35 protein-coding genes and 1 pseudogene are annotated in these 25309 nt (G+C 23.3%); 26 read left to right on the top strand and 10 right to left on the bottom strand.

All coding sequences use genetic code 4. The features are described from left to right. Nucleotides 1-30: 30 nt before the first annotated feature. A protein-coding gene (locus AACL11_RS07250) for an IS5 family transposase (RefSeq protein WP_281747819.1) occupies nucleotides 31-820 on the bottom strand; the annotation gives its coding sequence in 2 pieces (ribosomal slippage) (nucleotides 31-558 and nucleotides 560-820; 789 coding nt in all). A gap of 51 nt (nucleotides 821-871) precedes the next feature. Between AACL11_RS07250 and AACL11_RS07255 the strand changes: the two genes are divergently transcribed. Then, entirely contained in the window at nucleotides 872-2065 is a 1194-nt protein-coding gene (locus tag AACL11_RS07255) for an IS256 family transposase (protein WP_338988501.1), read from the top strand. Nucleotides 2066-2095: 30 nt separating this feature from the next. On the opposite strand, the gene AACL11_RS07260 is transcribed toward AACL11_RS07255, so the two are convergent. After that, nucleotides 2096-2377 carry a hypothetical protein gene (locus tag AACL11_RS07260; protein WP_338987105.1) on the bottom strand — a complete coding sequence of 94 codons (282 nt, stop codon included), beginning with the start codon at nucleotides 2375-2377 and terminating at the stop codon, nucleotides 2096-2098. Nucleotides 2378-2559: 182 nt separating this feature from the next. Further along, nucleotides 2560-3537, bottom strand: a complete 978-nt coding sequence (locus AACL11_RS07265; RefSeq protein WP_252320580.1) for a hypothetical protein — start codon at nucleotides 3535-3537, stop codon at nucleotides 2560-2562. Nucleotides 3538-4640: 1103 nt separating this feature from the next. Between AACL11_RS07265 and AACL11_RS07270 the strand changes: the two genes are divergently transcribed. From AACL11_RS07270 to AACL11_RS07305, 8 genes are all read left to right on the top strand, one after another. Beyond that, nucleotides 4641-5513, top strand: coding sequence for a hypothetical protein (locus AACL11_RS07270; RefSeq protein WP_252319438.1), 873 nt, complete (start codon nucleotides 4641-4643; stop codon nucleotides 5511-5513). 260 nt (nucleotides 5514-5773) lie between these two features. After that, on the top strand, nucleotides 5774-6148 hold the full coding sequence (rpsP, locus tag AACL11_RS07275; protein ID WP_308699597.1) for a 30S ribosomal protein S16: 375 nt from the start codon (nucleotides 5774-5776) through the stop codon (nucleotides 6146-6148). Nucleotides 6149-6179: 31 nt separating this feature from the next. Then, complete coding sequence (locus tag AACL11_RS07280; RefSeq protein ID WP_174481612.1) at nucleotides 6180-6419, top strand: KH domain-containing protein; 240 nt, start codon at nucleotides 6180-6182, stop codon at nucleotides 6417-6419. Nucleotide 6420: 1 nt separating this feature from the next. After that, nucleotides 6421-6936, top strand: coding sequence for a ribosome maturation factor RimM (gene rimM, locus AACL11_RS07285; protein WP_252319423.1), 516 nt, complete (start codon nucleotides 6421-6423; stop codon nucleotides 6934-6936). After that, complete coding sequence (trmD, locus tag AACL11_RS07290) at nucleotides 6929-7690, top strand: tRNA (guanosine(37)-N1)-methyltransferase TrmD (RefSeq protein WP_252319421.1); 762 nt, start codon at nucleotides 6929-6931, stop codon at nucleotides 7688-7690. Before rimM ends, trmD begins: the two co-directional genes overlap by 8 nt. A 3-nt stretch (nucleotides 7691-7693) precedes the next feature. Beyond that, a complete protein-coding gene (gene rplS, locus AACL11_RS07295; RefSeq protein WP_338987109.1) occupies nucleotides 7694-8059 on the top strand; it encodes a 50S ribosomal protein L19 in 366 nt (121 codons plus the stop codon). An 85-nt stretch (nucleotides 8060-8144) separates the two neighbouring features. Then, nucleotides 8145-9053 carry a ribosome biogenesis GTPase YlqF gene (gene ylqF, locus AACL11_RS07300; protein ID WP_338987110.1) on the top strand — a complete coding sequence of 303 codons (909 nt, stop codon included), beginning with the start codon at nucleotides 8145-8147 and terminating at the stop codon, nucleotides 9051-9053. A gap of 206 nt (nucleotides 9054-9259) precedes the next feature. Continuing rightward, nucleotides 9260-9877: a ribonuclease HII gene (locus AACL11_RS07305; RefSeq protein ID WP_252319415.1), complete on the top strand. Its 618-nt coding sequence runs from the start codon at nucleotides 9260-9262 to the stop codon at nucleotides 9875-9877. A gap of 466 nt (nucleotides 9878-10343) precedes the next feature. Here AACL11_RS07305 and AACL11_RS07310 read toward each other — a convergent pair. Beyond that, nucleotides 10344-11582 (bottom strand): annotated as a pseudogene (locus AACL11_RS07310) (IS256 family transposase). Between the two features lie 57 nt (nucleotides 11583-11639). Next, the gene (locus AACL11_RS07315; protein WP_338987112.1) at nucleotides 11640-11828 is read right to left on the bottom strand and encodes a hypothetical protein; all 189 of its coding nucleotides are present in this window, start codon (nucleotides 11826-11828) and stop codon (nucleotides 11640-11642) included. A gap of 320 nt (nucleotides 11829-12148) precedes the next feature. Between AACL11_RS07315 and AACL11_RS07320 the strand changes: the two genes are divergently transcribed. The 12 genes from AACL11_RS07320 (at nucleotide 12149) to AACL11_RS07375 (ending at nucleotide 17372) form a co-directional block, all read left to right on the top strand. Continuing rightward, the gene (locus AACL11_RS07320; protein ID WP_338987113.1) at nucleotides 12149-12685 is read left to right on the top strand and encodes a hypothetical protein; all 537 of its coding nucleotides are present in this window, start codon (nucleotides 12149-12151) and stop codon (nucleotides 12683-12685) included. Between the two features lie 830 nt (nucleotides 12686-13515). Then, nucleotides 13516-13719, top strand: coding sequence for a hypothetical protein (locus AACL11_RS07325; RefSeq protein WP_286641513.1), 204 nt, complete (start codon nucleotides 13516-13518; stop codon nucleotides 13717-13719). Nucleotides 13720-13727: 8 nt separating this feature from the next. Then, a complete protein-coding gene (locus AACL11_RS07330; RefSeq protein WP_338987118.1) occupies nucleotides 13728-14198 on the top strand; it encodes a hypothetical protein in 471 nt (156 codons plus the stop codon). Beyond that, nucleotides 14155-14448, top strand: a complete 294-nt coding sequence (locus AACL11_RS07335; protein WP_338987120.1) for a hypothetical protein — start codon at nucleotides 14155-14157, stop codon at nucleotides 14446-14448. The genes AACL11_RS07330 and AACL11_RS07335 overlap by 44 nt, the downstream gene beginning before the upstream one ends. A 3-nt stretch (nucleotides 14449-14451) precedes the next feature. Further along, on the top strand, nucleotides 14452-14613 hold the full coding sequence (locus tag AACL11_RS07340; protein WP_338987123.1) for a hypothetical protein: 162 nt from the start codon (nucleotides 14452-14454) through the stop codon (nucleotides 14611-14613). A 103-nt stretch (nucleotides 14614-14716) separates the two neighbouring features. Next, nucleotides 14717-14866 (top strand): hypothetical protein, encoded by a 150-nt coding sequence (locus AACL11_RS07345; RefSeq protein WP_338987125.1) that lies wholly within the window; start codon nucleotides 14717-14719, stop codon nucleotides 14864-14866. Beyond that, nucleotides 14859-15197 carry a hypothetical protein gene (locus AACL11_RS07350; RefSeq protein ID WP_338987128.1) on the top strand — a complete coding sequence of 113 codons (339 nt, stop codon included), beginning with the start codon at nucleotides 14859-14861 and terminating at the stop codon, nucleotides 15195-15197. Before AACL11_RS07345 ends, AACL11_RS07350 begins: the two co-directional genes overlap by 8 nt. Next, nucleotides 15197-15433 (top strand): hypothetical protein, encoded by a 237-nt coding sequence (locus AACL11_RS07355; protein WP_338987129.1) that lies wholly within the window; start codon nucleotides 15197-15199, stop codon nucleotides 15431-15433. The genes AACL11_RS07350 and AACL11_RS07355 overlap by 1 nt, the downstream gene beginning before the upstream one ends. A gap of 131 nt (nucleotides 15434-15564) precedes the next feature. Next, entirely contained in the window at nucleotides 15565-15744 is a 180-nt protein-coding gene (locus tag AACL11_RS07360; protein ID WP_338987130.1) for a hypothetical protein, read from the top strand. A 2-nt stretch (nucleotides 15745-15746) separates the two neighbouring features. Further along, complete coding sequence (locus AACL11_RS07365; protein ID WP_338987132.1) at nucleotides 15747-15983, top strand: hypothetical protein; 237 nt, start codon at nucleotides 15747-15749, stop codon at nucleotides 15981-15983. A gap of 44 nt (nucleotides 15984-16027) precedes the next feature. Next, nucleotides 16028-16817 (top strand): IS5 family transposase gene (locus AACL11_RS07370; RefSeq protein WP_281747819.1). Its coding sequence is split into 2 segments (ribosomal slippage): nucleotides 16028-16288 and nucleotides 16290-16817, totalling 789 coding nucleotides; the frame shifts between segments, so codons are not numbered across the junction. 177 nt (nucleotides 16818-16994) lie between these two features. Next, the gene (locus tag AACL11_RS07375) at nucleotides 16995-17372 is read left to right on the top strand and encodes a hypothetical protein (RefSeq protein ID WP_338987135.1); all 378 of its coding nucleotides are present in this window, start codon (nucleotides 16995-16997) and stop codon (nucleotides 17370-17372) included. Between the two features lie 211 nt (nucleotides 17373-17583). Here the strand turns inward: AACL11_RS07375 and AACL11_RS07380 are convergent, their stop codons facing one another. The 3 genes from AACL11_RS07380 to AACL11_RS07390 form a co-directional block, all read right to left on the bottom strand. Further along, nucleotides 17584-18822 carry an IS256 family transposase gene (locus AACL11_RS07380; RefSeq protein ID WP_338986680.1) on the bottom strand — a complete coding sequence of 413 codons (1239 nt, stop codon included), beginning with the start codon at nucleotides 18820-18822 and terminating at the stop codon, nucleotides 17584-17586. An 89-nt stretch (nucleotides 18823-18911) separates the two neighbouring features. Continuing rightward, complete coding sequence (locus tag AACL11_RS07385; protein ID WP_338987137.1) at nucleotides 18912-19244, bottom strand: transposase; 333 nt, start codon at nucleotides 19242-19244, stop codon at nucleotides 18912-18914. A 40-nt stretch (nucleotides 19245-19284) separates the two neighbouring features. Next, a complete protein-coding gene (locus AACL11_RS07390) occupies nucleotides 19285-19644 on the bottom strand; it encodes a helix-turn-helix domain-containing protein (protein WP_338973555.1) in 360 nt (119 codons plus the stop codon). 309 nt (nucleotides 19645-19953) lie between these two features. Here AACL11_RS07390 and AACL11_RS07395 point away from each other — a divergent pair, with 309 nt between their 5' ends. After that, on the top strand, nucleotides 19954-20763 hold the full coding sequence (locus AACL11_RS07395; RefSeq protein ID WP_338987140.1) for a hypothetical protein: 810 nt from the start codon (nucleotides 19954-19956) through the stop codon (nucleotides 20761-20763). Here the strand turns inward: AACL11_RS07395 and AACL11_RS07400 are convergent. Next, nucleotides 20760-21332, bottom strand: coding sequence for an IS630 family transposase (locus AACL11_RS07400; RefSeq protein WP_338988471.1), 573 nt, complete (start codon nucleotides 21330-21332; stop codon nucleotides 20760-20762). The two genes, AACL11_RS07395 and AACL11_RS07400, sit on opposite strands and share 4 nt — an antisense overlap. After that, nucleotides 21289-21648 (bottom strand): helix-turn-helix domain-containing protein, encoded by a 360-nt coding sequence (locus AACL11_RS07405; RefSeq protein ID WP_338973555.1) that lies wholly within the window; start codon nucleotides 21646-21648, stop codon nucleotides 21289-21291. The genes AACL11_RS07400 and AACL11_RS07405 overlap by 44 nt, the downstream gene beginning before the upstream one ends. 123 nt (nucleotides 21649-21771) lie before the next feature. On the opposite strand from AACL11_RS07405, the gene AACL11_RS07410 reads away from it, so the two are divergent. The 4 genes from AACL11_RS07410 to AACL11_RS07425 all read left to right on the top strand — a co-directional run bounded on the left by AACL11_RS07410 (nucleotide 21772) and on the right by AACL11_RS07425 (nucleotide 25301). After that, nucleotides 21772-23352, top strand: a complete 1581-nt coding sequence (locus AACL11_RS07410) for a hypothetical protein (RefSeq protein ID WP_338987142.1) — start codon at nucleotides 21772-21774, stop codon at nucleotides 23350-23352. Nucleotides 23353-23609: 257 nt separating this feature from the next. Beyond that, the gene (locus AACL11_RS07415) at nucleotides 23610-23891 is read left to right on the top strand and encodes a helix-turn-helix domain-containing protein (RefSeq protein WP_338987145.1); all 282 of its coding nucleotides are present in this window, start codon (nucleotides 23610-23612) and stop codon (nucleotides 23889-23891) included. A 54-nt stretch (nucleotides 23892-23945) separates the two neighbouring features. Next, nucleotides 23946-24560 (top strand): IS30 family transposase, encoded by a 615-nt coding sequence (locus AACL11_RS07420; protein ID WP_338988503.1) that lies wholly within the window; start codon nucleotides 23946-23948, stop codon nucleotides 24558-24560. A gap of 159 nt (nucleotides 24561-24719) precedes the next feature. Further along, entirely contained in the window at nucleotides 24720-25301 is a 582-nt protein-coding gene (locus tag AACL11_RS07425; protein WP_338987147.1) for a hypothetical protein, read from the top strand. Nucleotides 25302-25309 lie beyond the last annotated feature (8 nt).

Here is a 25309-nt window from a genome sequence, read left to right on the forward strand (position 1 = left end):
AAAGATTCCAAACAGGTTCTTAGAACCTGTTTAGAATCTTTTTAATAAAATTGAAATAAAGGAAAGAACAACCATTTGTAAACTAGTATTTAGTTTTCTTTCACAATTTTTTCATAATCTTCTGCATTTTTCTAATCATGCAAAGCTTCGTTCTACAACTCATCTTTTTGGTAGTACTACAAAAGAATGTAATTCATTACGTTTTACAACTTCAACATTTGCATTTATGATTGTTTTGATTGCAGAAGCAAATTTTTCACCAGTATAGCCAGCATCTACTATTATTTTTTGAACTGTAGAAAGATTTTCTTTTTCACTTTTAATCATTATGATAGCACTATTACGATCTGTTTTTTCTGCTGTAGTTATGTAAATTGCATGTGGTAAACCTTGCGTATCAACTGCAATATGACGTTTTATTCCTGAAATCTTTTTACCAGCATCATAACCTTTATTTTCAGTAGTATCTGTATTTTTAACACTTTGCGAATCAATTATACAAAAACTAGTTTTTTCTTTTCGATGATTCTTAATACGAATCTTTTTAACTAATTTTTTTTAAAATTAATTGCAATACACTAGGTTCTTTATCATTGTTTTTACTTCAAATTTGGAAATAATAATATACAGTTTGTCATTTTGGAAAATTTTTTGGTAACATTCTTCATTGACAACCACTTTTTAATACATATAAAACTGCACAAAACACTTCATATAAATCTAAATTTCTTGGTTTTGTTTTCTTTTTGCTGTTTTCTAAAGTTGATTTTATGTTCTCAAATTGTTCTTTAGTAACATGACTTGGATAATTTTTATGCATATATACCTCTTATTTTAAAATATATAGTAATTTTACATTATTTTCTAAAAGATTCTAAACAGGTTCTTAGAAAATACTGAAGATTTAACAACAGTTTTTAAAGAGGGAGGATTATATAAAGAATTAACAAAAAGATTAGTAGAAAAAATGTTGAATTCTGAGATGCAAAATTATTTAGGATATGATAAGAATCAACATAGTAATAGTGACAATGCTCGTAATGGTATAAGTTCAAAAAAATTAATAACCCAACAAGGTAAAATTGAAATTGATGTAGCAAGAGATCGTAATAGTAATTTTAATCCTGTAATAGTTGCAAAAAGACAAAGAAGATTTGATGGTTTTGATCAACAAGTTCTTTCTTTATATGCAAAAGGTATGACATTATCAGATATTAGAATGCAATTACAAGAGTTATATCATGGTGCTGATATTAGTGAAAGTGTTATTAGTCAAATTACTGATGATGTTATTGATGACGTCAAAGCATGGCAAAATCGACCATTAGATAGTGTTTATCCGATTGTTTATTTTGATTGTATAGTAGTTAAAGTACGACAAGATAAACGGATTATTAATAAATCAGTTTATATAGCTTTAGGAGTTGATTTAGAAGGTAAAAAAGATGTTTTAGGTTTATGAATTAGTGAAAATGAAGGTTCTAAATTTTGATTAGCCAATTTCACAGAAATGAAAAATCGTGGCTTAAATGATATTCTGATTGCTTGTAGTGATAATTTAACAGGCATGTCAGAAGCAATACAATTAGTTTATCCTAAAACCGAACATCAATTATGCATTGTTCATCAAATTAGAAATAGTTTGAAATATGTCTCATATAAGCATAGAAAATCTCTAGTTGCAGATTTAAAACCAATTTATACTGCATGTAGTGAAGAACAAGCAATGCAAGCTTTAGAATCATTTGAAAATAAATGAACTAAACAATATCCACAAATTGCTAAATCTTGATATAAAAATTGAGATAATTTAATGGTTTTTATTAGTTATCCTGCAGAAATAAAAAGGGTAATTTATACCACAAATGCTATTGAATCTGTTAATAGTCAATTACGAAAAGTCATCAGAAATAAAAAAGTTTTTCCTAACGATATGTCAGTTTTTAAAATATTTTATTTAGCAATTGACAATATAACAAAAAAATGAACAATGCCCATTCAAAATTGAAATACAGCAATTGCTCATTTTATGATAAAATTTGAAGACAGAATTAATCTGAATTAGTAACTTTGTAAAACAAAGAAACACAGATTATTAAAAAGCCTCTTTATTTCATGTAGTTATTTGTTCAAATTGTATATTTTCTAAATTTTCATTACATAAATTATTATTTTCTGACGTTCTTTTTTTAAATAGTGTTTGAAATGTTTTTACTTTATTTTGTTGCATTTCTGTTTTATCTTTATCTTCTAATAATTTGCATATAATAGTATTTTTTTCTGTTCGGCATTTAATAAAAATATTTTCTTTACATTTTACTGCTTGTTCTCAATTTTTATCTTTTTCAATATCAAAATCATATTTATTTGTTGACATTTTATTATTGTTCCTTTCGAGATAAAAAATGTTAATTATGTCACTTTGGATAAAAAACCAATAGTAGTGACAAGTTAATTTTATAATGATATTTAAAAATATTTATATATGATCTATAAATAAAAAAAGTGTAAAAAAATTACTTTAATTTTCTAAGTAAAAAATTAAAGTAATCATTATTTTTAAATAACCTTATTAATTTGATTTTTTGTTTTATATTCAATAAATATTTTTTGAAAAAGAGGATCTGTTAAAACATTATTTAATACTAGTTGTTCATATGTTTCATAGTTGTGATTTCTTTGCACATAATATGTTTCATAAGCAAATAAGTGCATAATCATATTACCAATGGTAGGATTACTTTCTTTATTATTTTTTCAAAGTATTTCTTGTAGTTTAATACCGTGTTTTTTAAATAACATATTCATTGAATGTTTTATTTTATGTGGTCTAGTTAATATTAATTTTTCAATAGCACTACTAATATTAAGACCATTAGCAAATATATCATCTAAACTATGAATAAAATTTCTCAATTGAATTAATTCGAGATCTTCAAATAATTGTTCATTATCTTGCAAAATTTTTTTCATTAATAACATTTTAACATGACTATCATTTTGTTCAATATAAATAGGAATTTTAATCATATTAGTGAAACTTCTAATGATTGGAATTAATTCTTGTTTAAATTGATAGCCTAAATGGTAGTGAATTATAAAAAATAATAATAAAAGATTTTCATATATTTTATTTAAATTCAAAAAGGTAAGTGATTTTTTATGTTCATCTATTGTTTTAATAAATGACTGATGGAATTGAGTGATAATATTAATAATATCTTGTGAAGTATTTTCCAAACATACGTTTTTAAAATTGGTAAGTATAGTTTTTTTATATATAAGATTTGCATTATTAAATTCTTTTAAAGCATTTTTATAATAATCTGTTGTGAATGTTTCTGAAAGTTCTTTTTGTAAACTATTAATTTTTTCTTCATCACAAAGAATAACTGCATCTTGATAGTTTAAAAATAAAACAATTCAATTTATACACATTTTTTTTTGATCAACAGTTAAATTTGTATCAACGAAACATTGGAATAAAGCACCGCCAGTTTCAATTATACACTCATCAGCTGTTTTGTTAATTAACATTATTTGGCACCTAACTTTCTTTTTTGTAGTTTTAATAATTTAATTAAAAAGTGTTTTAAGGTCAACTATCTTCTTTAATATTCTATCATTATAAATGACTTTTTTAAATTTTAGTAAAAATTATCAATTTTAATAATTTTTTTTAAACAAGTTAAAAAATGACTATTAACTTTAGATTTTTAAATCACTTGAAAAAATATTTAAAAATTTTTTAAATCATTAGATAATCAAATGTATTTTTTTGTTCAATAGTTAAGTTTGCATCAATGAAACATTGAAATAAAAAACCTCTATTTTAATGATGCAATTATTAGTTGTTATATTAATTAACATTATTTGGCACCTAACTTTCTTTTATAATTTGATAACTTTTAATTAAAATATATTTTAAAATTCAGTTATCTCTTTTAATCTCCTATCATTATAAATGACTTTTTTAAATTTTAGTAAAAATTACCAATTTTAATAATTTTTTAAATAAGTTAAAAAATATTATTAACTTTAAATTCTAAAATGTTATTTTTAAAATTATTTAATGATTTTAAAGTAGGTTACTATTATTATATTTATATAACATCAACATATACTTTAAAATTGAAGTAATGCTCATATTTTATCTCAAATTCTTTATACAAGGGAGTCTAATAATTTTTAAATAAGTATAATTTGTTATGCAAGTTTTTTATAAACTTTTATATTTTTTCTAATTTTTTAAATATTAATTTTATAATCAAAAACTTAGTTAAACACTTATGGGACAAGATGTGATAGTGTGAATCTTGTATTCTTATTCTAACACATAATATTTGAAACTTCTTCTTTTTGGAAATTATTATTAATTGTAATAAAAAACTTTAGTATTAGCGATAATTATTAATTAAAAGCATTTTTTACTATAAATTAATTATAAAATAGATTATTAAAATTATAGTATTTTGACTTTAATAAGAGTAAAAAAAACTAATTTTATGAAAAATAAATAAATTTTGTAAAACAAAAAATAATATGTACAATATAATTATTAAGTTTAATATAAGTTTTTAACCCATTGCTTTTTTTAAGTAAATGGGTTTATTAATAAAAAAAATAAGAGGTAAAGAAGAATGATAAATGATTTAGTTAATATAAATAAGTTTATAAAAACTTTAAATACAAATAATATTAATAGTATAGATTTGATGCAACAATATTATTATCATGAAATAAGAGAAAATATAGAAATATATAATGAATTAATTGAAAAATTAGACAATATTTTTTCATTATTTAATATAACTATAGAAGAAGAACAAAAATATAACAATTTTTTTATTTTTTTAAAAGAAGAAATAATAAAAACTAAGAAAAAATATCAGGAAAATTATAAATATGAAATAGAACAAATTGCCAAAATTTTAGATCAAAATCAACAGACTATTGATAATTATTTAGTAGTCAATAATAAATATAGTATTATTATTGCAAGTTTAAATAATAAAAAAATTACTAAATGAAAAAATAATTTTTTAAAAATTATTACTTTTGGTTTTTGAGATTGAAATAAAAAAATAACAGTTCAACAAGAAGAATTAGAAAATTATAAAATTAATAATGAAGAATTGATAAAAGGGAAAGAATTAGAAAATGAAAAACTAAAACAAGAAAAAACTACTATTTTGATTGAAAAACTAAAGAAAAATATGTTTGAAATAACTAGTGTTCTTGCAGAAGTTGACATTTTAGAAGAAGAATTTAAAAAAATGCTCAGTGAAAAAGCTAATAATGAACCTGAATGTGAAATTGCAGAGGAAGCAATTGAAGTACTAAGTAAAAAAAGAAGTTCATTTTGTTCACAAGATAGTGGTTTTGATTCAAATGCAAGTAGCGATAGTGAAGAATCTTCTTATCCAGAAAAATTAAATCCATTTATTAATGATGATGATGTAAGTTCTCAATCAACCAGTATTTTTAGTAAACCAATTTTGCCAAAAATGTAAATAGATAAATATAGTTATTAAAATAATTGTTAATTTTAATAATTAAATATTAATAAATAAATTATTTAAATACTTACATCAGTAAGTGTTTTTAATAGAAAAACTTATTTATTTAGAAAAAATATGTAACTTAGTAAAACTAAAGAAATTATTATTTTAAAATCTTTTTATCTGTTAAGTATTTTAACTTGACATCATTATGTGAATAAGATATTATTAAAAAGGTTTATTTGCCACAAATTAATAGAAGGAGGTAATTTATGGTTAAATTACGCTTAATACCAACAGGAAAAAGTAAATCAGTGCAACCTAGTTACAGAATTGTTGCGATTGATGCAAGAACAAAACTTAATGGTAGATATATTGATAAATTAGGTACTTATAATCCAACAAGCAAAGAAAAACAAGTAACTATTGATGAAGTAAAAGCATTAAAATTTTTATCAAATGGTGCTCAACCAACAGAAACTGTTCGTAGTTTATTATCAGCAGAAGGAATTATGACTAAATTTCATAATTTAAGACAAGAGAGAAAAAGTAGCAAACCTAAAAAAATAACAAAAAAAGTTACTGTAAAAAATAAAAAAACTGCTACTACTGATTCTATTAAAAAAGAAGAAGCACCCGCTACTTAATATTAAAATATGCTACAAGTGATTAATTAATATGTATGTAACATTGTTAGAACGTTTAATTGAACCAATTTTACTTGATAAAATTTGTGAAGTTGAGATTCGCGAATTAGTAGAAAAAAATCACTATGATTTAATATTAATGGTACCAAAATCATTAATATCAGTATTGATTGGTAAAAAAGGAAATACTATTCGTGCATTATCAACAATTATTGAAAGCAAAGCATATTTAGAAAACAATACTATTAAATTAGTAATTAATGAGTTTTAAGATGAAATATTTAGAGTTAGGTACTATTGTTAATACTCATGGTCTTATTGGTGAAGTTAAGGTTTTATGTAATTATTATGGTAATAAATTTTCATGAAAAGAAAAAACAACAGTTTATTTAGAAGAAACTAAACAACTAACACCTTTAATTATTTCAAGAGTAAGAAATCATAAGCAGTTTTTATTATTAACATTTGAAAATTATAATACTATTGAGTTAGTAGAAGGTATGAAAAATAAAAATTTAGTTATTAATACTGAAGAAATAATTAATGACAACTTACCTTGATTTTATGAAGATATTCTAAATTATGAAGCATTTGATGCTAATAATAATGCTTTTTTAGGAAAAGTTATTGCTTTCTTAGATAATAATCATCAAGGTTTATGAGAAATAAAAATGACTAATAAAAAAACCTTTTTTATTCCTAATAATAAAGTATTTATTAATAAAATTAATAAAGAAGAACAAAAAGTTTATTTTAATATTATTGAAGGATTAATTAATAATGACTAAAAACCAATTCACAATTATAACTTTATTTCCCAATGCTTTTAATGATTTTATGCAAACATCAATCATCAAACGAGCTATTACTAAAAAACAAATTAGCATTGATATTATTGATATTAGAAGTTTTGCTAATAATAAACACCAACAAGTTGATGATGCTCCTTATGGTGGTGGCAATGGTATGGTTTTACAAGCAATGCCAGTAATTAATGCTATTAATAGCGTAAAACTTAAATATCCTGAGGCTAAAACAATTTTACTTAGTCCACAAGGTCAACAATGAAATCAACAATTAGCTTATAAATATAGTCAAAAAAATATTAATTATATTTTAGTTTGTGGTCATTACGAAGGTATTGATGAACGCATTATGTCTTATATTGATGAAGAGATTTCAATTGGTGATTATGTATTAACTGGTGGTGAATTACCAGCAATGGTTATTATTGATTGTATTACTAGGTTAATTCCTAATGTTATTCAACATCAATCTCATCTTAATGATTCTTTTAATAACTCATTATTGGATTATCCAACATATACAAGACCAGAAGAAGTACTAGGTATGAAAGTTCCAGAAGTTTTAATTGGTGGTCACCATGAAAAGATAGCAGAATATCGTCATCAACAAGCATTAATTAATACTTATAAAAAAAGAATTGATTTATTTAAAAAATATCAATTATCTGCAAAAGATAAAATAATAATTGAAGAATATAAATCTTCAGTTAAAAAAAATAAACGAAAGGAGAAATAAAACATGCAAAATGCAATTATTAAATTAGTTAGCGAAAGTCAACTAAATCATAATCTTCCTAATTTTAAATCTGGAGATACAATCCAAGTTTTTTCTAAAATTAAAGAAGAAAAAAAAGAACATATTCAAATGTTTGAAGGAGTAGTTATTGCTCGCAAAGGTTCAGGAATTACGCAAAATGTTATTGTTCGTAAAACTGTTGGTGGTAAAGGTGTCGAAAAAACATTTGCTTTACATTCACCATTAATTGATAAAATTAACGTTATTCGTAAGGGTAAAGTAAGAAGAGCACGTATTTTCTACTTACGTAAATTAAGCGGTAAAGCTGCTAGAATTAAAGAAATTAAAACAGTAAAACCCGTTAAATAATAATTAAACCACCGTTATTAAAATCAATGGTGGTTTTCTAAATTGATATAAAATAATAATAAAATGTATTAAAGGAGTTAAAAAAATGCCTAATGAAAGTACCCATAATCAAATTCATTGATTCCCTGGTCATATGATGAAAGCCATTAAAGCAATTGAAACTAAGTTACCAATTATTGATGTTGCAATTGAAGTTTTAGATGCACGAGCACCATTAGCAACAAAAAGTACTTTATTAGATCGTTTATTAGAGAAAAAAATAAGAATTATTGTTCTTAACAAAGTTGATTTAGCAGATGATAATTTTACTAAAGAATGAGTTACTTTTTTTGAAAGTCAAGGTTTTTCTGTTTTATTGGCAAAATCATTAACTACAAAAATGAAACCGCAGTTGTTAAATTTAATTACTAAATTAATGGAACCACAAATGGAAAAAGAATTGGCAAAAGGTATTGTTAATCCAAAAATTAAGGTATTAATTATGGGATTACCAAATACGGGTAAATCAACATTTATCAATAATTTATTACAACGTAAAGTAACACAAACTGCTAATATACCTGGTGTTACTAGAGGTCAACAATGAATTAAATTAAATCCAACGATTGATTTGTTAGATAGTCCTGGTATTTTACCACCAAAAATGAATGATCAAAAAGTAGTAATGATTTTAGCTTTAATTAAAGCAATTCCTGTTAAACATTTATTTTTAGAAGAAATGGCTAATTTTGCTTTAACATTTTTACTTGAGAATTATTATGAAAGATTAGTAAAATATTATAATATTAATTTTGAAATTAAAAATATTAATGATGAAACATTATTTCTTTATTTTAAGAAATTAGCACAAAAATATCATTTAAAATTGGCTAATGATGAAGATAATACTCATCGTGCCATGAATTTATTTATTAATGATTTACAAGTAGGGAAACTAGGATTAATTTCATTTGAAATACCACCTAAGAACCTGTTTGGAATCTTTTTTGACTAATTTTTAATTAAATTAATATTATAAATTTTATTTTATAGTAAAAAAATAAATTTTTAGTTGACAACTGATTAAATTATAAAATATTTTTAACCAGAAATTAAAAAAGAAAATAAAATGAAAATTAAATAAGTATTTATAAATGATTATTCCTTGTTTTAGCATAATTTTATTAAAAAGATTCCAAACAGGTTCTAAGATTTTAAAACATGAAAAGTAGTTTACGATACGAAATTGATAATTATTCATCAGGAACATTAATTGCTGGTTTTGATGAAGTGGGAAGGGGAGCTATTGCAGGACCAATTGTTGTTGCAAGCGTTATTCTTAAACCAAACTTTAATCATCCTTTAATTAAAGATTCAAAACAATTATCAGCAAAACAACGAATAGCAATGTATCAAATTATAATTGATAATGCACTAACAGTTGCTGTTAGTATTAAAAGTCATCAATTTGTTAATATTCATAATCCTAAGCAGACTAGTATTTTAGCAATGATAGAAGCATTTAATAAATTAAAAATAGTACCTGATGTGTGTTTAGTTGATTTTGAAAAACCGCAATTTCCTAATTTTCTAGGAAAAGTTGAAGCAATAGTTAAAGGTGATCAAAAATCACTTAATATTGCTAGCGCTTCGATTATTGCTAAAGTAGTAAGAGATAAAATTATGATTGATTATGATACTCAATATCCTAATTATGGGTTTAAAAATCATAAAGGGTATTATACAAAAAATCATCAGATAGCATTACAAAATTATGGTATTTGTGATATTCATCGTATTAGTTGTGCGCCCGTTAAAAAATATAGCGGAATTATATAATAGAGAAACTTTTATTATTACAATTATTTACTGGTAATAAGTTATTATCTAATTTATTTATATCTGTTGCTAATATTTTATTATTTTGAATATTAAAAATTTCTTTAATTGGTTTAGTTCCTTGATTTATCAAAATATTTTTAAATGATTGAAGTCCATGTTTTTGTAAATTCTTTTCTAATTGGCTTGTAGGTGTTGTAATATTATAGGCAACTTCTAAATAAAAGAATCTTTTTTGAAAATCATGGTCAAAATCTTGATATTTTTTATAGATTTTTTCTATTTTATTTATTATATTTTTATTTAATATTTTTTGAAAGGCATTATTGTTAATAATGCCTTTGCTAATATTTTCTAATAAATAGTGTAGTGGAAATAATTCAGTAGAATAACTAGTAACATTTTTATATGGTAATAATAAGTCGAGGCTTTTTAATAATCTGTGTTTCTTTGTTTTACAAAGTTACTAATTCAGATTAATTCTGTCTTCAAATTTTATCATAAAATGAGCAATTGCTGTATTTCAATTTTGAATGGGCATTGTTCATTTTTTTGTTATATTGTCAATTGCTAAATAAAATATTTTAAAAACTGACATATCGTTAGGAAAAACTTTTTTATTTCTGATGACTTTTCGTAATTGACTATTAACAGATTCAATAGCATTTGTGGTATAAATTACCCTTTTTATTTCTGCAGGATAACTAATAAAAACCATTAAATTATCTCAATTTTTATATCAAGATTTAGCAATTTGTGGATATTGTTTAGTTCATTTATTTTCAAATGATTCTAAAGCTTGCATTGCTTGTTCTTCACTACATGCAGTATAAATTGGTTTTAAATCTGCAACTAGAGATTTTCTATGCTTATATGAGACATATTTCAAACTATTTCTAATTTGATGAACGATGCATAATTGATGTTCGGTTTTAGGATAAACTGATTGTATTGCTTCTGACATGCCTGTTAAATTATCACTACAAGCAATCAGAATATCATTTAAGCCACGATTTTTCATTTCTATGAAATTGGCTAATCAAAATTTAGAACCTTCATTTTCACTAATTCATAAACCTAAAACATCTTTTTTACCTTCTAAATCAACTCCTAAAGCTATATAAACTGATTTATTAATAATCCGTTTATCTTGTCGTACTTTAACTACTATACAATCAAAATAAACAATCGGATAAACACTATCTAATGGTCGATTTTGCCATGCTTTGACGTCATCAATAACATCATCAGTAATTTAACTAATAACACTTTCACTAATATCAGCACCATGATATAACTCTTGTAATTGCATTCTAATATCTGATAATGTCATACCTTTTGCATATAAAGAAAGAACTTGTTGATCAAAACCATCAAATCTTCTTTGTCTTTTTGCAACTATTACAGGATTAAAATTACTATTACGATCTCTTGGTACATCAATTTCAATTTTACCTTGTTGGGTTATTAATTTTTTTGAACTTATACCATTACGAGCATTGTCACTATTACTATGTTGATTCTTATCATATCCTAAATAATTTTGCATCTCAGAATTCAACATTTTTTCTACTAATCTTTTTGTTAATTCTTTATATAATCCTCCCTCTTTAAAAACTGTTGTTAAATCTTCAGTATTTTCTAATAATAAATCTACTGCTTGTGATATTGGATCATTGTTATTAATATTTTGCTTTTTAGCCATCTGTAACTCACTCTTTCTAGAAAATTAATTATATTTACTAGAACTAATTAAACATAGTTATTTTTGTAAGTTACACAGATTACTAAACATTACCAATAAGTCATTGATTATTTCTTTTTTAATATTGTATTTTTCTCTAATTTTATTAGAAGTTTTAATTATATTTATTTTAAAACAAAATTTATTATCTTTATTATCAATTACTAACATAGTTGAAAATATTTCTTTATATATTTTTTTTAACATTTTATTTTTCCTTTTTTATTTGGATATTTAATTTAATAAAAATCCTAATATAGAAAAATAGCTATATTAGGTATATACATTTATTAAATTAGAATAATTATATCTAAAAATATGAAATAATACTATTTATTTTTACTATTTATTTTTTATTATTGCTTTTCTTAATAATTATGGACAAATCTTATTGAGATTTTTAATTTAATTTTTTTGAAATAAACTTATATGTTTATTAAATTTTCTAGTTCTGTTATAATTAAACTATATTAATTTAAAGTAAAATAGTTTTTAATTTATAATTTAAGATAGTCAGGGGAATTATAATGACAAAGAGATTCGGTTATAATTTACTAGCATTTGTATATTTTTCAAATCAACGTCGCGGTACTGCTAAATTAGTTTTGAAAAAAAGTACATGTAAACGTATTATTAAAATTTACAAGAAAAATAAAAATTTACAAATAAGTGATAAGGTAAGATTATTATCTAATTTTTTAAGTAGTAATATTGTTTCTAAAATTTCAGCTTTAGCAGAAGAATCTTCAATGCCATATACTTTGATTGATGAAATAGTTTTTGTTATTCTTGAACAATGAGAACTATTTTTACAATGAAGTAAAAAAATAACAAATGCTCTTATTATTACTGTTAATAAAAATCTAGAATTTAGCGCTGATTGAGTAGGTAATGAGAATATTTTTGCAGAGTTAATAACCGAATATACTATTAATTATAAAGAATTGGGAATGAACACCATTATTTTTAATAATGGTTTTTCTTACGAAAGAGATGGTATTAAGTATAGTGCTAATGGTATTGCTAAAATTATTTGGGAGCGTGTCGAAGATGTCGGTAACTAAAAAGTTTTAAAAATAGCTCCTTTCTTTTTTTACCCTTGAATTAAAAATAAATGACAAAAGACGAGAATAAAAATCTTGTCTTTTTTTTGTAATTGTAAAATTTTAAAATTTTTAATAAACCTCTTTAACGCTATTATCAACACGTGTTAGGGAACTAAAAAAGTGAACTACAACACAGTTGTTAAAAATAGTAGCTAGAGCATGTGGACTTGCATGGATAAATAAAAAGTGGAGTGATACCTAATAAAATATACTAACCATTTAATGGTAATTCTTGGGGTGGGAGCGAATTGGAAACTAGTATATATAGACCTGTTGTAGGGACCTATTGTATTAATTCTATTCTTTATTTAACCAACCTTGCCACTCCCCAGTGAGCAAGTGTTGGTTTTATTTTTTATTTTTTTTTGAAAATTTTTTTGGGCGAGAAAATAAATTTCAAACTTGTAAAAAAAATTGAGCGGTGCCGGTTCAATTAAAATATTAATTTGTTTAACACAAATTAAATAAATATTGAATCGAATGCCTCAATGTTTTTTAAAATTTCACAATTTATTTTTGAGCCCAGAATTGCTGGAATGAATAAAACTAATAGTATTAATAATATAAAAATAAAAATATATATTCTGTTGCTTGTAGCATAAAGAATATATTAGAAAGAACTATTATGAAAAAGTATTTTTGTTGAACATGTAAACAACATAAATTAGATTATTTATTCTTTAATACTAATGATATAAAAACAAGACAAAACTTTTTAAGAGACAAAAATAATAAAGCAATTTGTTATGACTGTATTTTAAATATTAGGTTAAGTAGGAGGTATAAGTATGGATAAAGAATATTTAACTAAAAGAGGAACGATTTGCATAACGGATAGTGATGATATTGAATATAGAGTAGGATTAATTAAACTTATTGATAGTTTACAAAAAGATAATTTAGTTTGTGGTCATAAAGAATTTATTGAAGAATGTAAATATTGTTGATGTAATTGTGATTTAGAAATTATTAAAACAGTTATTAGAGGTTAACTTAATTAATGCAATATGACTTAATTATTGGTATTGACCCTGCTGGTATTGGTAGTAATGGAATCGTTATATATTCAAATGAAATGAATAATATTATCTTTAATGAAACATTTAAAACAAAAACTGTTTTAGAAAGCAAAAATTTGTATAAAGAATACTTTTTATTAATTAAAAAACATTCTAATAATAAAAAAATACTAGTTATTGTAGAAAATTTCTTTTTAAATTCAAAACAATTATTAACTAATCCATTAGCAACTCCTAAAATTATTGGTGCTTTAATGGTATTAGCAGAAGATATTATGGAATGAGATTATTTAGAAAGTGAACCAAAAAATAAAACCAAAATAGAAAATTATAAAGGAAATATAAAATTTACAAAACATGAACAAGATGCATATAAACATATTCAATATTATTTAAGGAATTATAAAAATGAAAGAGAAAGCCAATTATGTCAAATTAACAGTAAAACTTAGTAACACTATTGAAGCAAAATATTACGAAAAAGGTAATAAAGGATTATATTATAGTGTTCGTGGTCAATGAAATGGATTAAACTATGTTACTTTAATTTTTAACAACCCAAAACTTTATAATCGATGTATTTTATTAAACAAAAATGATGAAATTTTAGTAACTGGTGAAATCTTTAATAATTGAAATATGAATATAAATCGTGCATTTTGTTCAATTAATGTTAAATGATTTAAAAAATGAAAAGAGTAAAAAATGATATTATGAAAAATTTTATTAATAGTACCAATATTAATAACCAGTATAACATTAATAATATTTTTAATTTATATAATTAAAGATTTAAAAAATGAATATAAAGTATTAAAAATATTAAATGAAATTGCTAATCAAATTGAAATTAAGGAGAATAAATAATGGGATATTGAACAAAGTATAAATGTGTTTTTTGTGGAGAAATAATGATTGGTGATGAAGAAAATATTGAACATGTAAGAGAACATAGAAAGGGTATTAGATAATGAAAAAAGAAAATAGAGTTAATAAAAGTGTATTACGTAAATATATAACAGATTTAATGTTTAAGTATAAAGATAAAGCAGATTCAATATTAGTTTTACATGAAATATTTTTATGATTAAATGAAAGTTGAGTTGATAATAATGAATAAAGAACAAATACCATGTTGTTTTAGTGAAGTTAATACTCTAGGTAAACATATAACAAATTGTACTAATTTATCAACAAAATTAGATAAAGATAATGTTCAAATAAGATATTTTTGTGAAGAACATATGATTAAAGTTGAAAAAATAAGAAGAAAAATGGCTCAAAAATATATTAATGAATATAAAGAAAAATTAATTGAATATTGTAAAAGATGTGATTATCAATTTAGTAATTCATGATATACACAAAAATATGATGATAATATATGTACTGATTGTTTTGCTGAAGAAGGTGAATGAAATGAAGAATTAGAATATGGAGAATTTGACTAATGATAATATTACCTACTTTGTTTGAAAATAAAGATGAAATTGAAATATTATCACCATTTCCCAAAGCAATTCATACAAGTAATGATATTAGAGCAATTATTTTAAGACAATACCCAAATGTTAAATCAAAACACATAATTGTTTCTGACCCGGAAGGTAATGTTGCATTAATAGTTGGTGATAATGATGTTTATCAAGGTTGAATTAAAGTAACCATTAAAAAATTAGAAAATTAAAGGAGAATAAAATGGATTATAAAGAAAAAATTAAAATTAGAATTCATGAATTTGAATTATATGCTTATCAAGTAAATACTTTATTAGATATTGTAAGAGAAATGTTAAAAGCAAATAAAGGAGATTAAATTATGTTAGATGAAATTTTACAAGTCATTTTTGATAAAGCAGATAAAAAAGAATTAATTAATATGATAGAAAGATTAATTATTTGTACTAATAATCATTCAGAAACAAAAAAATGACTTATTAGAGATTTTGATAAAACTAATTATGTTTTAGAAAAATTATTAGAAATAAAAGGAGAATAAACATGGAAACAAATAATTATACTTTAACTAAATTAATTAGAACTGGAATAAGTCCAATTTGTGCAATGATTGGTACAAGTGCTTATTATGGTCAAGTAATAGGTAATCCAGTATTAGGTTCAATTAATAGTTTATTATTTGGTAAAAAATTAGGTTTAGATATATGAAATTTAAATCAAAGACCAAATACTAAAACTAAATTAATTAATAGTTCTAAGAACCTGTTTAGAATCTTTTAGAAAATAATGTAAAATTACTATATATTTTAAAATAAGAGGTATATATGCATAAAAATTATCCAAGTCATGTTACTAAAGAACAATTTGAGAACATAAAATCAACTTTAGAAAACAGCAAAAAGAAAACAAAACCAAGAAATTTAGATTTATATGAAGTGTTTTGTGCAGTTTTATATGTATTAAAAAGTGGTTGTCAATGAAGAATGTTACCAAAAAATTTTCCAAAATGACAAACTGTATATTATTATTTCCAAATTTGAAGTAAAAACAATGATAAAGAACCTAGTGTATTGCAATTAATTTTAAAAAAAATTAGTTAAAAAGATTCGTATTAAGAATCATCGAAAAGAAAAAACTAGTTTTTGTATAATTGATTCGCAAAGTGTTAAAAATACAGATACTACTGAAAATAAAGGTTATGATGCTGGTAAAAAGATTTCAGGAATAAAACGTCATATTGCAGTTGATACGCAAGGTTTACCACATGCAATTTACATAACTACAGCAGAAAAAACAGATCGTAATAGTGCTATCATAATGATTAAAAGTGAAAAAGAAAATCTTTCTACAGTTCAAAAAATAATAGTAGATGCTGGCTATACTGGTGAAAAATTTGCTTCTGCAATCAAAACAATCATAAATGCAAATGTTGAAGTTGTAAAACGTAATGAATTACATTCTTTTGTAGTACTACCAAAAAGATGAGTTGTAGAACGAAGCTTTGCATGATTAGAAAAATGCAGAAGATTATGAAAAAATTGTGAAAGAAAACTAAATACTAGTTTACAAATGGTTGTTCTTTCCTTTATTTCAATTTTATTAAAAAGATTCTAAACAGGTTCTAAAAAAATATTACTAGGTTTAGGAACAATTGGATTAGCCAATTATAGTAAATGAACAGAAAATAATATTAATCCTATTATTCCAACAACACCAACTCCAATAACTACTACAACTACAACAGAAGGTCCACCATGATTATTATTAAATAAACAAGAAAATCAATCACTAATGGATTGAGATACATATATTAGTTTAAATGCTTATGGTATTTCAAATCTTATTAGTGGATTAACTGAATTAATACCTAATAAATTTGAAGCAATAAGAAAGATTTGTAATATGGCTACTGGTGGATGTTTAATTTCAAGTGGTGTAGCAATGGGTATAAATAATGATTTTAATAATGCTTATGCAGTGCCAACAATAGTTGCTGGTGCTTCTGAAATTATTCATAATTTACTACCTATGGAAACTACTAATCATATTGAAGAAATGCAAGAAACAGCATTTACAAATGAAGTTTCAAGATTAATAAATGATAATAGATTTTCAATTAATAGTGAAACAACCAGTCAATACGGTAGTGATAATATGAGCGAAGTATAGCTAACTAAACTAATGTTTACTCATATCTTGAAAAACAAAATCAATCGCGTTTTTAATATTTGGTCAATAATTTGGTAATATTTTTCTTATATTATGTTTTATAGCAAATCAAAAATGTTCAATTGGATTTAAATTAGGAGAATATGGTGGAAGAAATAATAGTTTGCATGAGGCTTTTTAATAATCTGTGTTTCTTTGTTTTACAAAGTTACTAATTCAGATTAATTCTGTCTTCAAATTTTATCATAAAATGAGCAATTGCTGTATTTCAATTTTGAATGGGCATTGTTCATTTTTTTGTTATATTGTCAATTGCTAAATAAAATATTTTAAAAACTGACATATCGTTAGGAAAAACTTTTTTATTTCTGATGACTTTTCGTAATTGACTATTAACAGATTCAATAGCATTTGTGGTATAAATTACCCTTTTTATTTCTGCAGGATAACTAATAAAAACCATTAAATTATCTCAATTTTTATATCAAGATTTAGCAATTTGTGGATATTGTTTAGTTCATTTATTTTCAAATGATTCTAAAGCTTGCATTGCTTGTTCTTCACTACATGCAGTATAAATTGGTTTTAAATCTGCAACTAGAGATTTTCTATGCTTATATGAGACATATTTCAAACTATTTCTAATTTGATGAACGATGCATAATTGATGTTCGGTTTTAGGATAAACTGATTGTATTGCTTCTGACATGCCTGTTAAATTATCACTACAAGCAATCAGAATATCATTTAAGCCACGATTTTTCATTTCTGTGAAATTGGCTAATCAAAATTTAGAACCTTCATTTTCACTAATTCATAAACCTAAAACATCTTTTTTACCTTCTAAATCAACTCCTAAAGCTATATAAACTGATTTATTAATAATCCGTTTATCTTGTCGTACTTTAACTACTATACAATCAAAATAAACAATCGGATAAACACTATCTAATGGTCGATTTTGCCATGCTTTGACGTCATCAATAACATCATCAGTAATTTGACTAATAACACTTTCACTAATATCAGCACCATGATATAACTCTTGTAATTGCATTCTAATATCTGATAATGTCATACCTTTTGCATATAAAGAAAGAACTTGTTGATCAAAACCATCAAATCTTCTTTGTCTTTTTGCAACTATTACAGGATTAAAATTACTATTACGATCTCTTGGTACATCAATTTCAATTTTACCTTGTTGGGTTATTAATTTTTTTGAACTTATACCATTACGAGCATTGTCACTATTACTATGTTGATTCTTATCATATCCTAAATAATTTTGCATCTCAGAATTCAACATTTTTTCTACTAATCTTTTTGTTAATTCTTTATATAATCCTCCCTCTTTAAAAACTGTTGTTAAATCTTCAGTATTTTCTAATAATAAATCTACTGCTTGTGATATTGGATCATTGTTATTAATATTTTGCTTTTTAGCCATCTGTAACTCACTCTTTCTAGAAAATTAATTATATTTACTAGAACTAATTAAACATAGTTATTTTTGTAAGTTACACAGATTACTAAACATTACCGTTTGCATCCAGCATTTTCAATTAATTGTTTTGTTGCTTTAGATTTATGAAACGTCGCATTATCTAAAACTATAATTTGTCCACACTTTAATACTGGAATTAGTATATTTTTAACATATGATTCAAAAATTTTACTATTGCAATGTCCTTCAAATGCTCATAGAGCTTTTAATTTACCTTTATTTAGTGCACCAATTATACTCATTCTCTTTATTTTATATGCAGGTTTATTATCAAATAATCTTTTACCTTTTTCAGACCAACCATATTTATAAAATTCATTATCATCAATTCCAGATTCATCAATATATACCAAATCTTCATTCATTATTTTCGCTATTTCTTTTAAAAAATCTTCTTGTTTATTTTTATCTCTTTGTTCATATAGAAAAGTTTTTTTTATATGTATAATTTAGTTTTTTGAAATAGTTATAAACTGTTTCTTTTGTCATATCACCAAATTTTTCAATTACTTTTTGAACTGTAACATCTTTATTTTCTGCTAAATAATTTTTTAATTCATCTAAATCCTTTATTTTGTGGCTATGTCCTTTTTGATAATTCAAAATTGGTTTTATATTTCCGGTTTTTTGCTTTCTTTTTCTTCATAAAAATAAAGTCTTTCTAGTGATATTGAACACTTTACAAATTTCTTTAATTTTCATGTTTTTACTTTCATAAACTTCTATTACTTTTCTTCGTAAGTCCTCACTGTATGGTTTTGGCATAATTTAATCTTCCTAATCTATTTTAATTATTGCTGAATTATACTTGTAAGTGCAAGAATTGTTTAAATTACATATTATTATTTTACATTATTTATGGGTAAACATTACTTTCGTTAGCTATATATAAAAAATAAGACCGAATAGTCTTATTTTTTGCCAAAGCTTTTTGTTGTATTTTTTTTATAAAGTTTTAAAATCTTAACAGATGGTTAAAGATTGATAAAATAAAAAATTTATAAATTTTTAAACTGATTGCTTTGTTTTGAAAGTAAATATAAAAATATTTACTTTCAAAGGAGAACAATGATTATGAAATATTTTAATCCAAGTTATTGATTTAAATTATGAGTATTATCTGCACCATTATTTAATGATAAAACAAAAGGTATTAATGCTAAGTCAATTGATAATAATCAAAAGATTAAAGATTGAGTTAACAAAAATACTACAAATTTAGAATCAATAAACCAAGAAATAAGTTTTACAAACTCAACTACTAATTATCAACCATATAATTTAAGTCAAACAAGTCAAAATATTGACCCATTTTATCAAACATATTTATATTCACTAGGAAGTCAAGAACTAGAAATAAGAACTCATAAGCATTATCATGAAAAAAGCAGAAATAGACATAAAAGACAACCAATTCCAAAAAAAGATAATTATTATATACCAATTAATGAATTAAGAATTTCAAGTGATTTTTCTGAATATGAAAATAGTTTTCAACAAATCATTGATGAATTAATAGAAAAAAATATACTAATAATTGTACTAGCAGATCCAAATCGACAACAAAATCACCAACAAATTTTAATTTTAAACCGAAATTCGGACTATGGTTATATTAGACTTAGAGTAAATCTTGTGATAACTAGAATGATATCTTCAAGTATAGAATTAATCTTAAGAACAGATAATTTATATTTAGAAGGATTCACATTTCAAGATTCTAGTACACGTACTTATAATTATTATTATTTTAATTTTGATAATATTAATCAAAGTAGACAACCACTAAATGTTCGACAAGGTTTAGTTCCTCATTTTACTCAAATGATTGGATTTGATAATATTAGACTTAATAATATTGGCCCTGATTATAGATATAGCTAACTAAAGTAATGTTTACTCATATCTTGAAAAACAAAATCAATCGCGTTTTTAATATTTGGTCAATAATTTGGTAATATTTTTCTTATATTATGTTTTATAGCAAATCAAAAATGTTCAATTGGATTTAAATTAGGAGAATATGGTGGAAGAAATAATAGTTTGCATCCAGCATTTTCAATTAATTGTTTTGTTGCTTTAGATTTATGAAACGTCGCATTATCTAAAACTATAATTTGTCCACACTTTAATACTGGAATTAGTATATTTTTAACATATGATTCAAAAATTTTACTATTGCAATGTCCTTCAAATGCTCATAGAGCTTTTAATTTACCTTTATTTAGTGCACCAATTATACTCATTCTCTTTATTTTATATGCAGGTTTATTATCAAATAATCTTTTACCTTTTTCAGACCAACCATATTTATAAAATTCATTATCATCAATTCCAGATTCATCAATATATACCAAATCTTCATTCATTATTTTCGCTATTTCTTTTAAAAAATCTTCTTGTTTATTTTTATCTCTTTGTTCATATAGAAAAGTTTTTTTTATATGTATAATTTAGTTTTTTGAAATAGTTATAAACTGTTTCTTTTGTCATATCACCAAATTTTTCAATTACTTTTTGAACTGTAACATCTTTATTTTCTGCTAAATAATTTTTTAATTCATCTAAATCCTTTATTTTGTGGCTATGTCCTTTTTGATAATTCAAAATTGGTTTTATATTTCCGGTTTTTTGCTTTCTTTTTCTTCATAAAAATAAAGTCTTTCTAGTGATATTGAACACTTTACAAATTTCTTTAATTTTCATGTTTTTACTTTCATAAACTTCTATTACTTTTCTTCGTAAGTCCTCACTGTATGGTTTTGGCATAATTTAATCTTCCTAATCTATTTTAATTATTGCTGAATTATACTTGTAAGTGCAAGAATTGTTTAAATTACATATTATTATTTTACATTATTTATGAGTAAACATTACTTTCGTTAGCTATATATGATGCCAACTCAAAATACTAATATTACTTGACAAGACATTTATAATTCTTTTTATAGATTAACTGAAAATATAAACGCTAATCTAGAACCATCATTAGGTAACTTAGCTAGATCTTTATGTAATGTTATTTTAGTAACTTCAGAAGCAATGAGATTTAGTCAAATTAGGTCTATAATAAGAGAAAATTTAAGTGATAGTGAAAGATATATTACTATAGGATTTAACCACCAAAACCGTATTTATAATATGTTAATTAGTTGAGGTAGTGAAACAAGACTTTTGAACCATGAAAATAGTAATTTTCAAAACATAATAGATAGAATTAGAGACTGAGCAGAACTACTTCGAAGAAGCGATGATGAATTTGCTGATTGAACTTTTCCTATATCAACAAATGAAATGACAAATCTTTTTGAAGTAATTAATACTAGGATTTTATTATATTTTTTTGCAATAAATTTAAACCAAAATTTAAATAATTGTGTTAGAAGACAACCGCGAAAAATAAATAAAAATTTTTGACATCAAAAATTTTGTGAGTTAAAACCAGAAATTGACAAAATTCAGGGAAAAGTAAATACAATAAAAATTATAGAAAATGATAGTATTAAAAATTGATCAATTAAAAAAGGTGATTTGTTTATTGGAACAGATAGCGGTTTTTATACAATTAATCAAAATGGTAATGTTATAAAAAGAATGTCAACTATAAATAATGTAAAAAATATTATCATTAATAATGAGAATAGTGCTTATGTAACTAATGAAAAATGTGAAATATATAATTTAAAATTTAAAGATTGAAGTTATGAAAAAACAATTATGGAAAGTTGTGATTTAAACAAAGAATTAAAAATATATTATTATAAAAATAAAGAAAATCAAATATATACACTTACTCCAACATTAAATAATGTTAACAAAACAGAATATCAAATTTTAAATTTAGGTTCAATTTCTTCTTTAAACTATGAAAAAATAGAATTTTTGGGCGATATTGATAATAATTGTTGAGGAACAATGGTAAATTGAGGAGATTGAGTTTATACAAATAATTGTAACGCAAATTGAGGAACTGTTCATAAATTAAAAGGAACAACTATTAAACAAAAATTACAAGACAAAAATAATAAATTTCATGATATTATTGAAAATACAAAAGGTGAGCTTCCAAAAAACAAAGAACAATATTTACAATCATTCGATGATGAAAGTGGACTCGCTAAAATTACAGTTAATCAAAGATTTGGTCTTACTTGATATTGAGAAAATGAAAATTATTTTTTAAAAGTATATGCATTACAAAATTGTGAATGATGAACAAGTTATGCAAATTTTGATTGTCATATAAAAATTGGAAATGGTATTAGATTATATAATAATGAGGAAGTTGAAACTCAAATTGCAATTCCTAATTATAGAAAAAGAAGAGAAATTTTTGATATAAATAATTTAAAAGAAAAGAATGAATGACAAAACACAACGCAATGAGATAAAAATATTACCAATCTTATAAATCATGAACAACATTTACCAATTGCTAATCATACTAATGTGGATGGGCCACTTGCCACTTAGCCCTTTTTACTAGACCATTAATTTAAAAAATCTGAATGTATTCTAAAAACAATTGTGTTATATAATGAACACTAATTTTGACCTGAAAGGATTTTTATTAATGGATAAAATTAAACAAATAGCATTAATAATTAACAAATTAAATATCAAAGCTGAATTATACTTGTAAGTGCAAGTAAATAAAATTGCAAAAAAATTCTCATATAAAAATTTCATAATGCTAAATTTATTTTATAAAAAAAGTAAGGAGTTTTTATATGAGTTATAAACATATTGGCATAGATGAAAGAATTTATATTGAGAATCAATTAAAATTTAAAGTTAAAATTAGTGAAATAGCTAAAAATCTTAACAGAAGTATTAGTACTATTATTCGAGAAATTAATAGAAATCAAGATAATAGTAATTATTTTTCATTGATTGCACAAAATAAAGCTGAAAATAGAAAACAATCACATATTTTTTTTCATAAGTTTAAAAATAAAGATTTAGTAAAATATGTGCAACAAAAACTATTATTAGGCTGATCACCTGAATAAATTTATGGCAGAATTAAAAATTTTCATAAACAATGAGTTATTAGTTTTAAAACAATTTACAATTGAATTTATTCTGGATTGCTTGATCAAGTTACTAGTAAAAATTTAAGAAGAAAAGGCAAAAAACGCAAATCTCAAGAAAATCGTGGCAAATTCAATGGCAAATCAATTAAAGAAAGAGATCTTAATATTAATGATCGTATAACACTTGGTCATTGAGAAGGAGATACTATAGTATCATCACGAGGCAAAAGTAAATCATGTTTAATAACTTTAGTTGAAAGAGTATCGCGATTTACTTTAGCAATATTAGTTAAAAACAGAACTACTAAAGTTATTAACAAAAATATTAGCCATTATTTATCAATTCTTCCTAAAAATATTGTTAAAACCATTACTTTTGATCGTGGTAAAGAATTTGCTAATTGACAACAACTTGAAAAAAATTTAGATGTGAAAATTTATTTTGCCAATCCATATTCACCTTGACAAAGAGGTACTAATGAAAATACTAATGGTTTAATTAGAGAAAAATTTCCTAAAAAATTTAATTTTTCAAAAACTACTAAAAATGAAGTTCATAAATTTATATTTTCTTTAAACCAAAGACCAAGAAAAATACTAAACTATCTTTCACCAATCGAATATTTGGATAGAAAAATAATTTAGTTGCACTTACCTTTACAATTTAGCAATAAGAATTTTAAAATTCCTGAATATAGAAAATGATTACAAGAATAAAGAAAAAAATATTGCAAAATCAAAACATCGCTAAAAACAGCAAATATGAGCCAAATAAAGTCATTTATCTAAAAGGAGTACAAAACAATGGGTGAATTAGAAAAAATACTATTTATTATAAACCGTTGGGGATATTTAAATGCAGAACAAATTGCTTTGTTATTAAATAAAAATATTCAAACAATTGAAACTCAAAAAAAGAAGCTATTAAAATTAAAAATGCTTAATATAGATACATTACCAAAGAAAAATTATTTTACTTTAACAAGTAAAGCACAAAGCCATTTAGGAAAAGAAAATAACAAATCAAAACTAAATTTAAACCAACTTGCTCACCAAGACTTAATGATTAAATGACTTTGTAAACAAACTGACATACTTTCTTATAAAACTGAACGTGAACTAAAAATAGAAAATGGAAATCTTAATGCTTATCCTGATTTAATTATTACTAAAAATGATAATACTGAAATTTATATAGAACTTGAATTAACTAGAAAATCACCAGAACGCTTTAAAACAAAATTAATTAATATACGTCAATGACTTGTTGATGGTGGTAAAATTCACTGAATTACAAATTCACAAACACTTGTCAATTGAATCGAAAATCAAATCAACATCATTGAAGCTTACTCTAAACAACACAGCTATGAAATTTTAACATAGATACCTAC

The organism is Spiroplasma endosymbiont of Dasysyrphus albostriatus, assembly GCF_964019495.1.
In the GTDB taxonomy this organism is placed as follows: domain Bacteria; phylum Bacillota_I; class Bacilli_A; order Mycoplasmatales; family VBWQ01; genus Spiroplasma_E.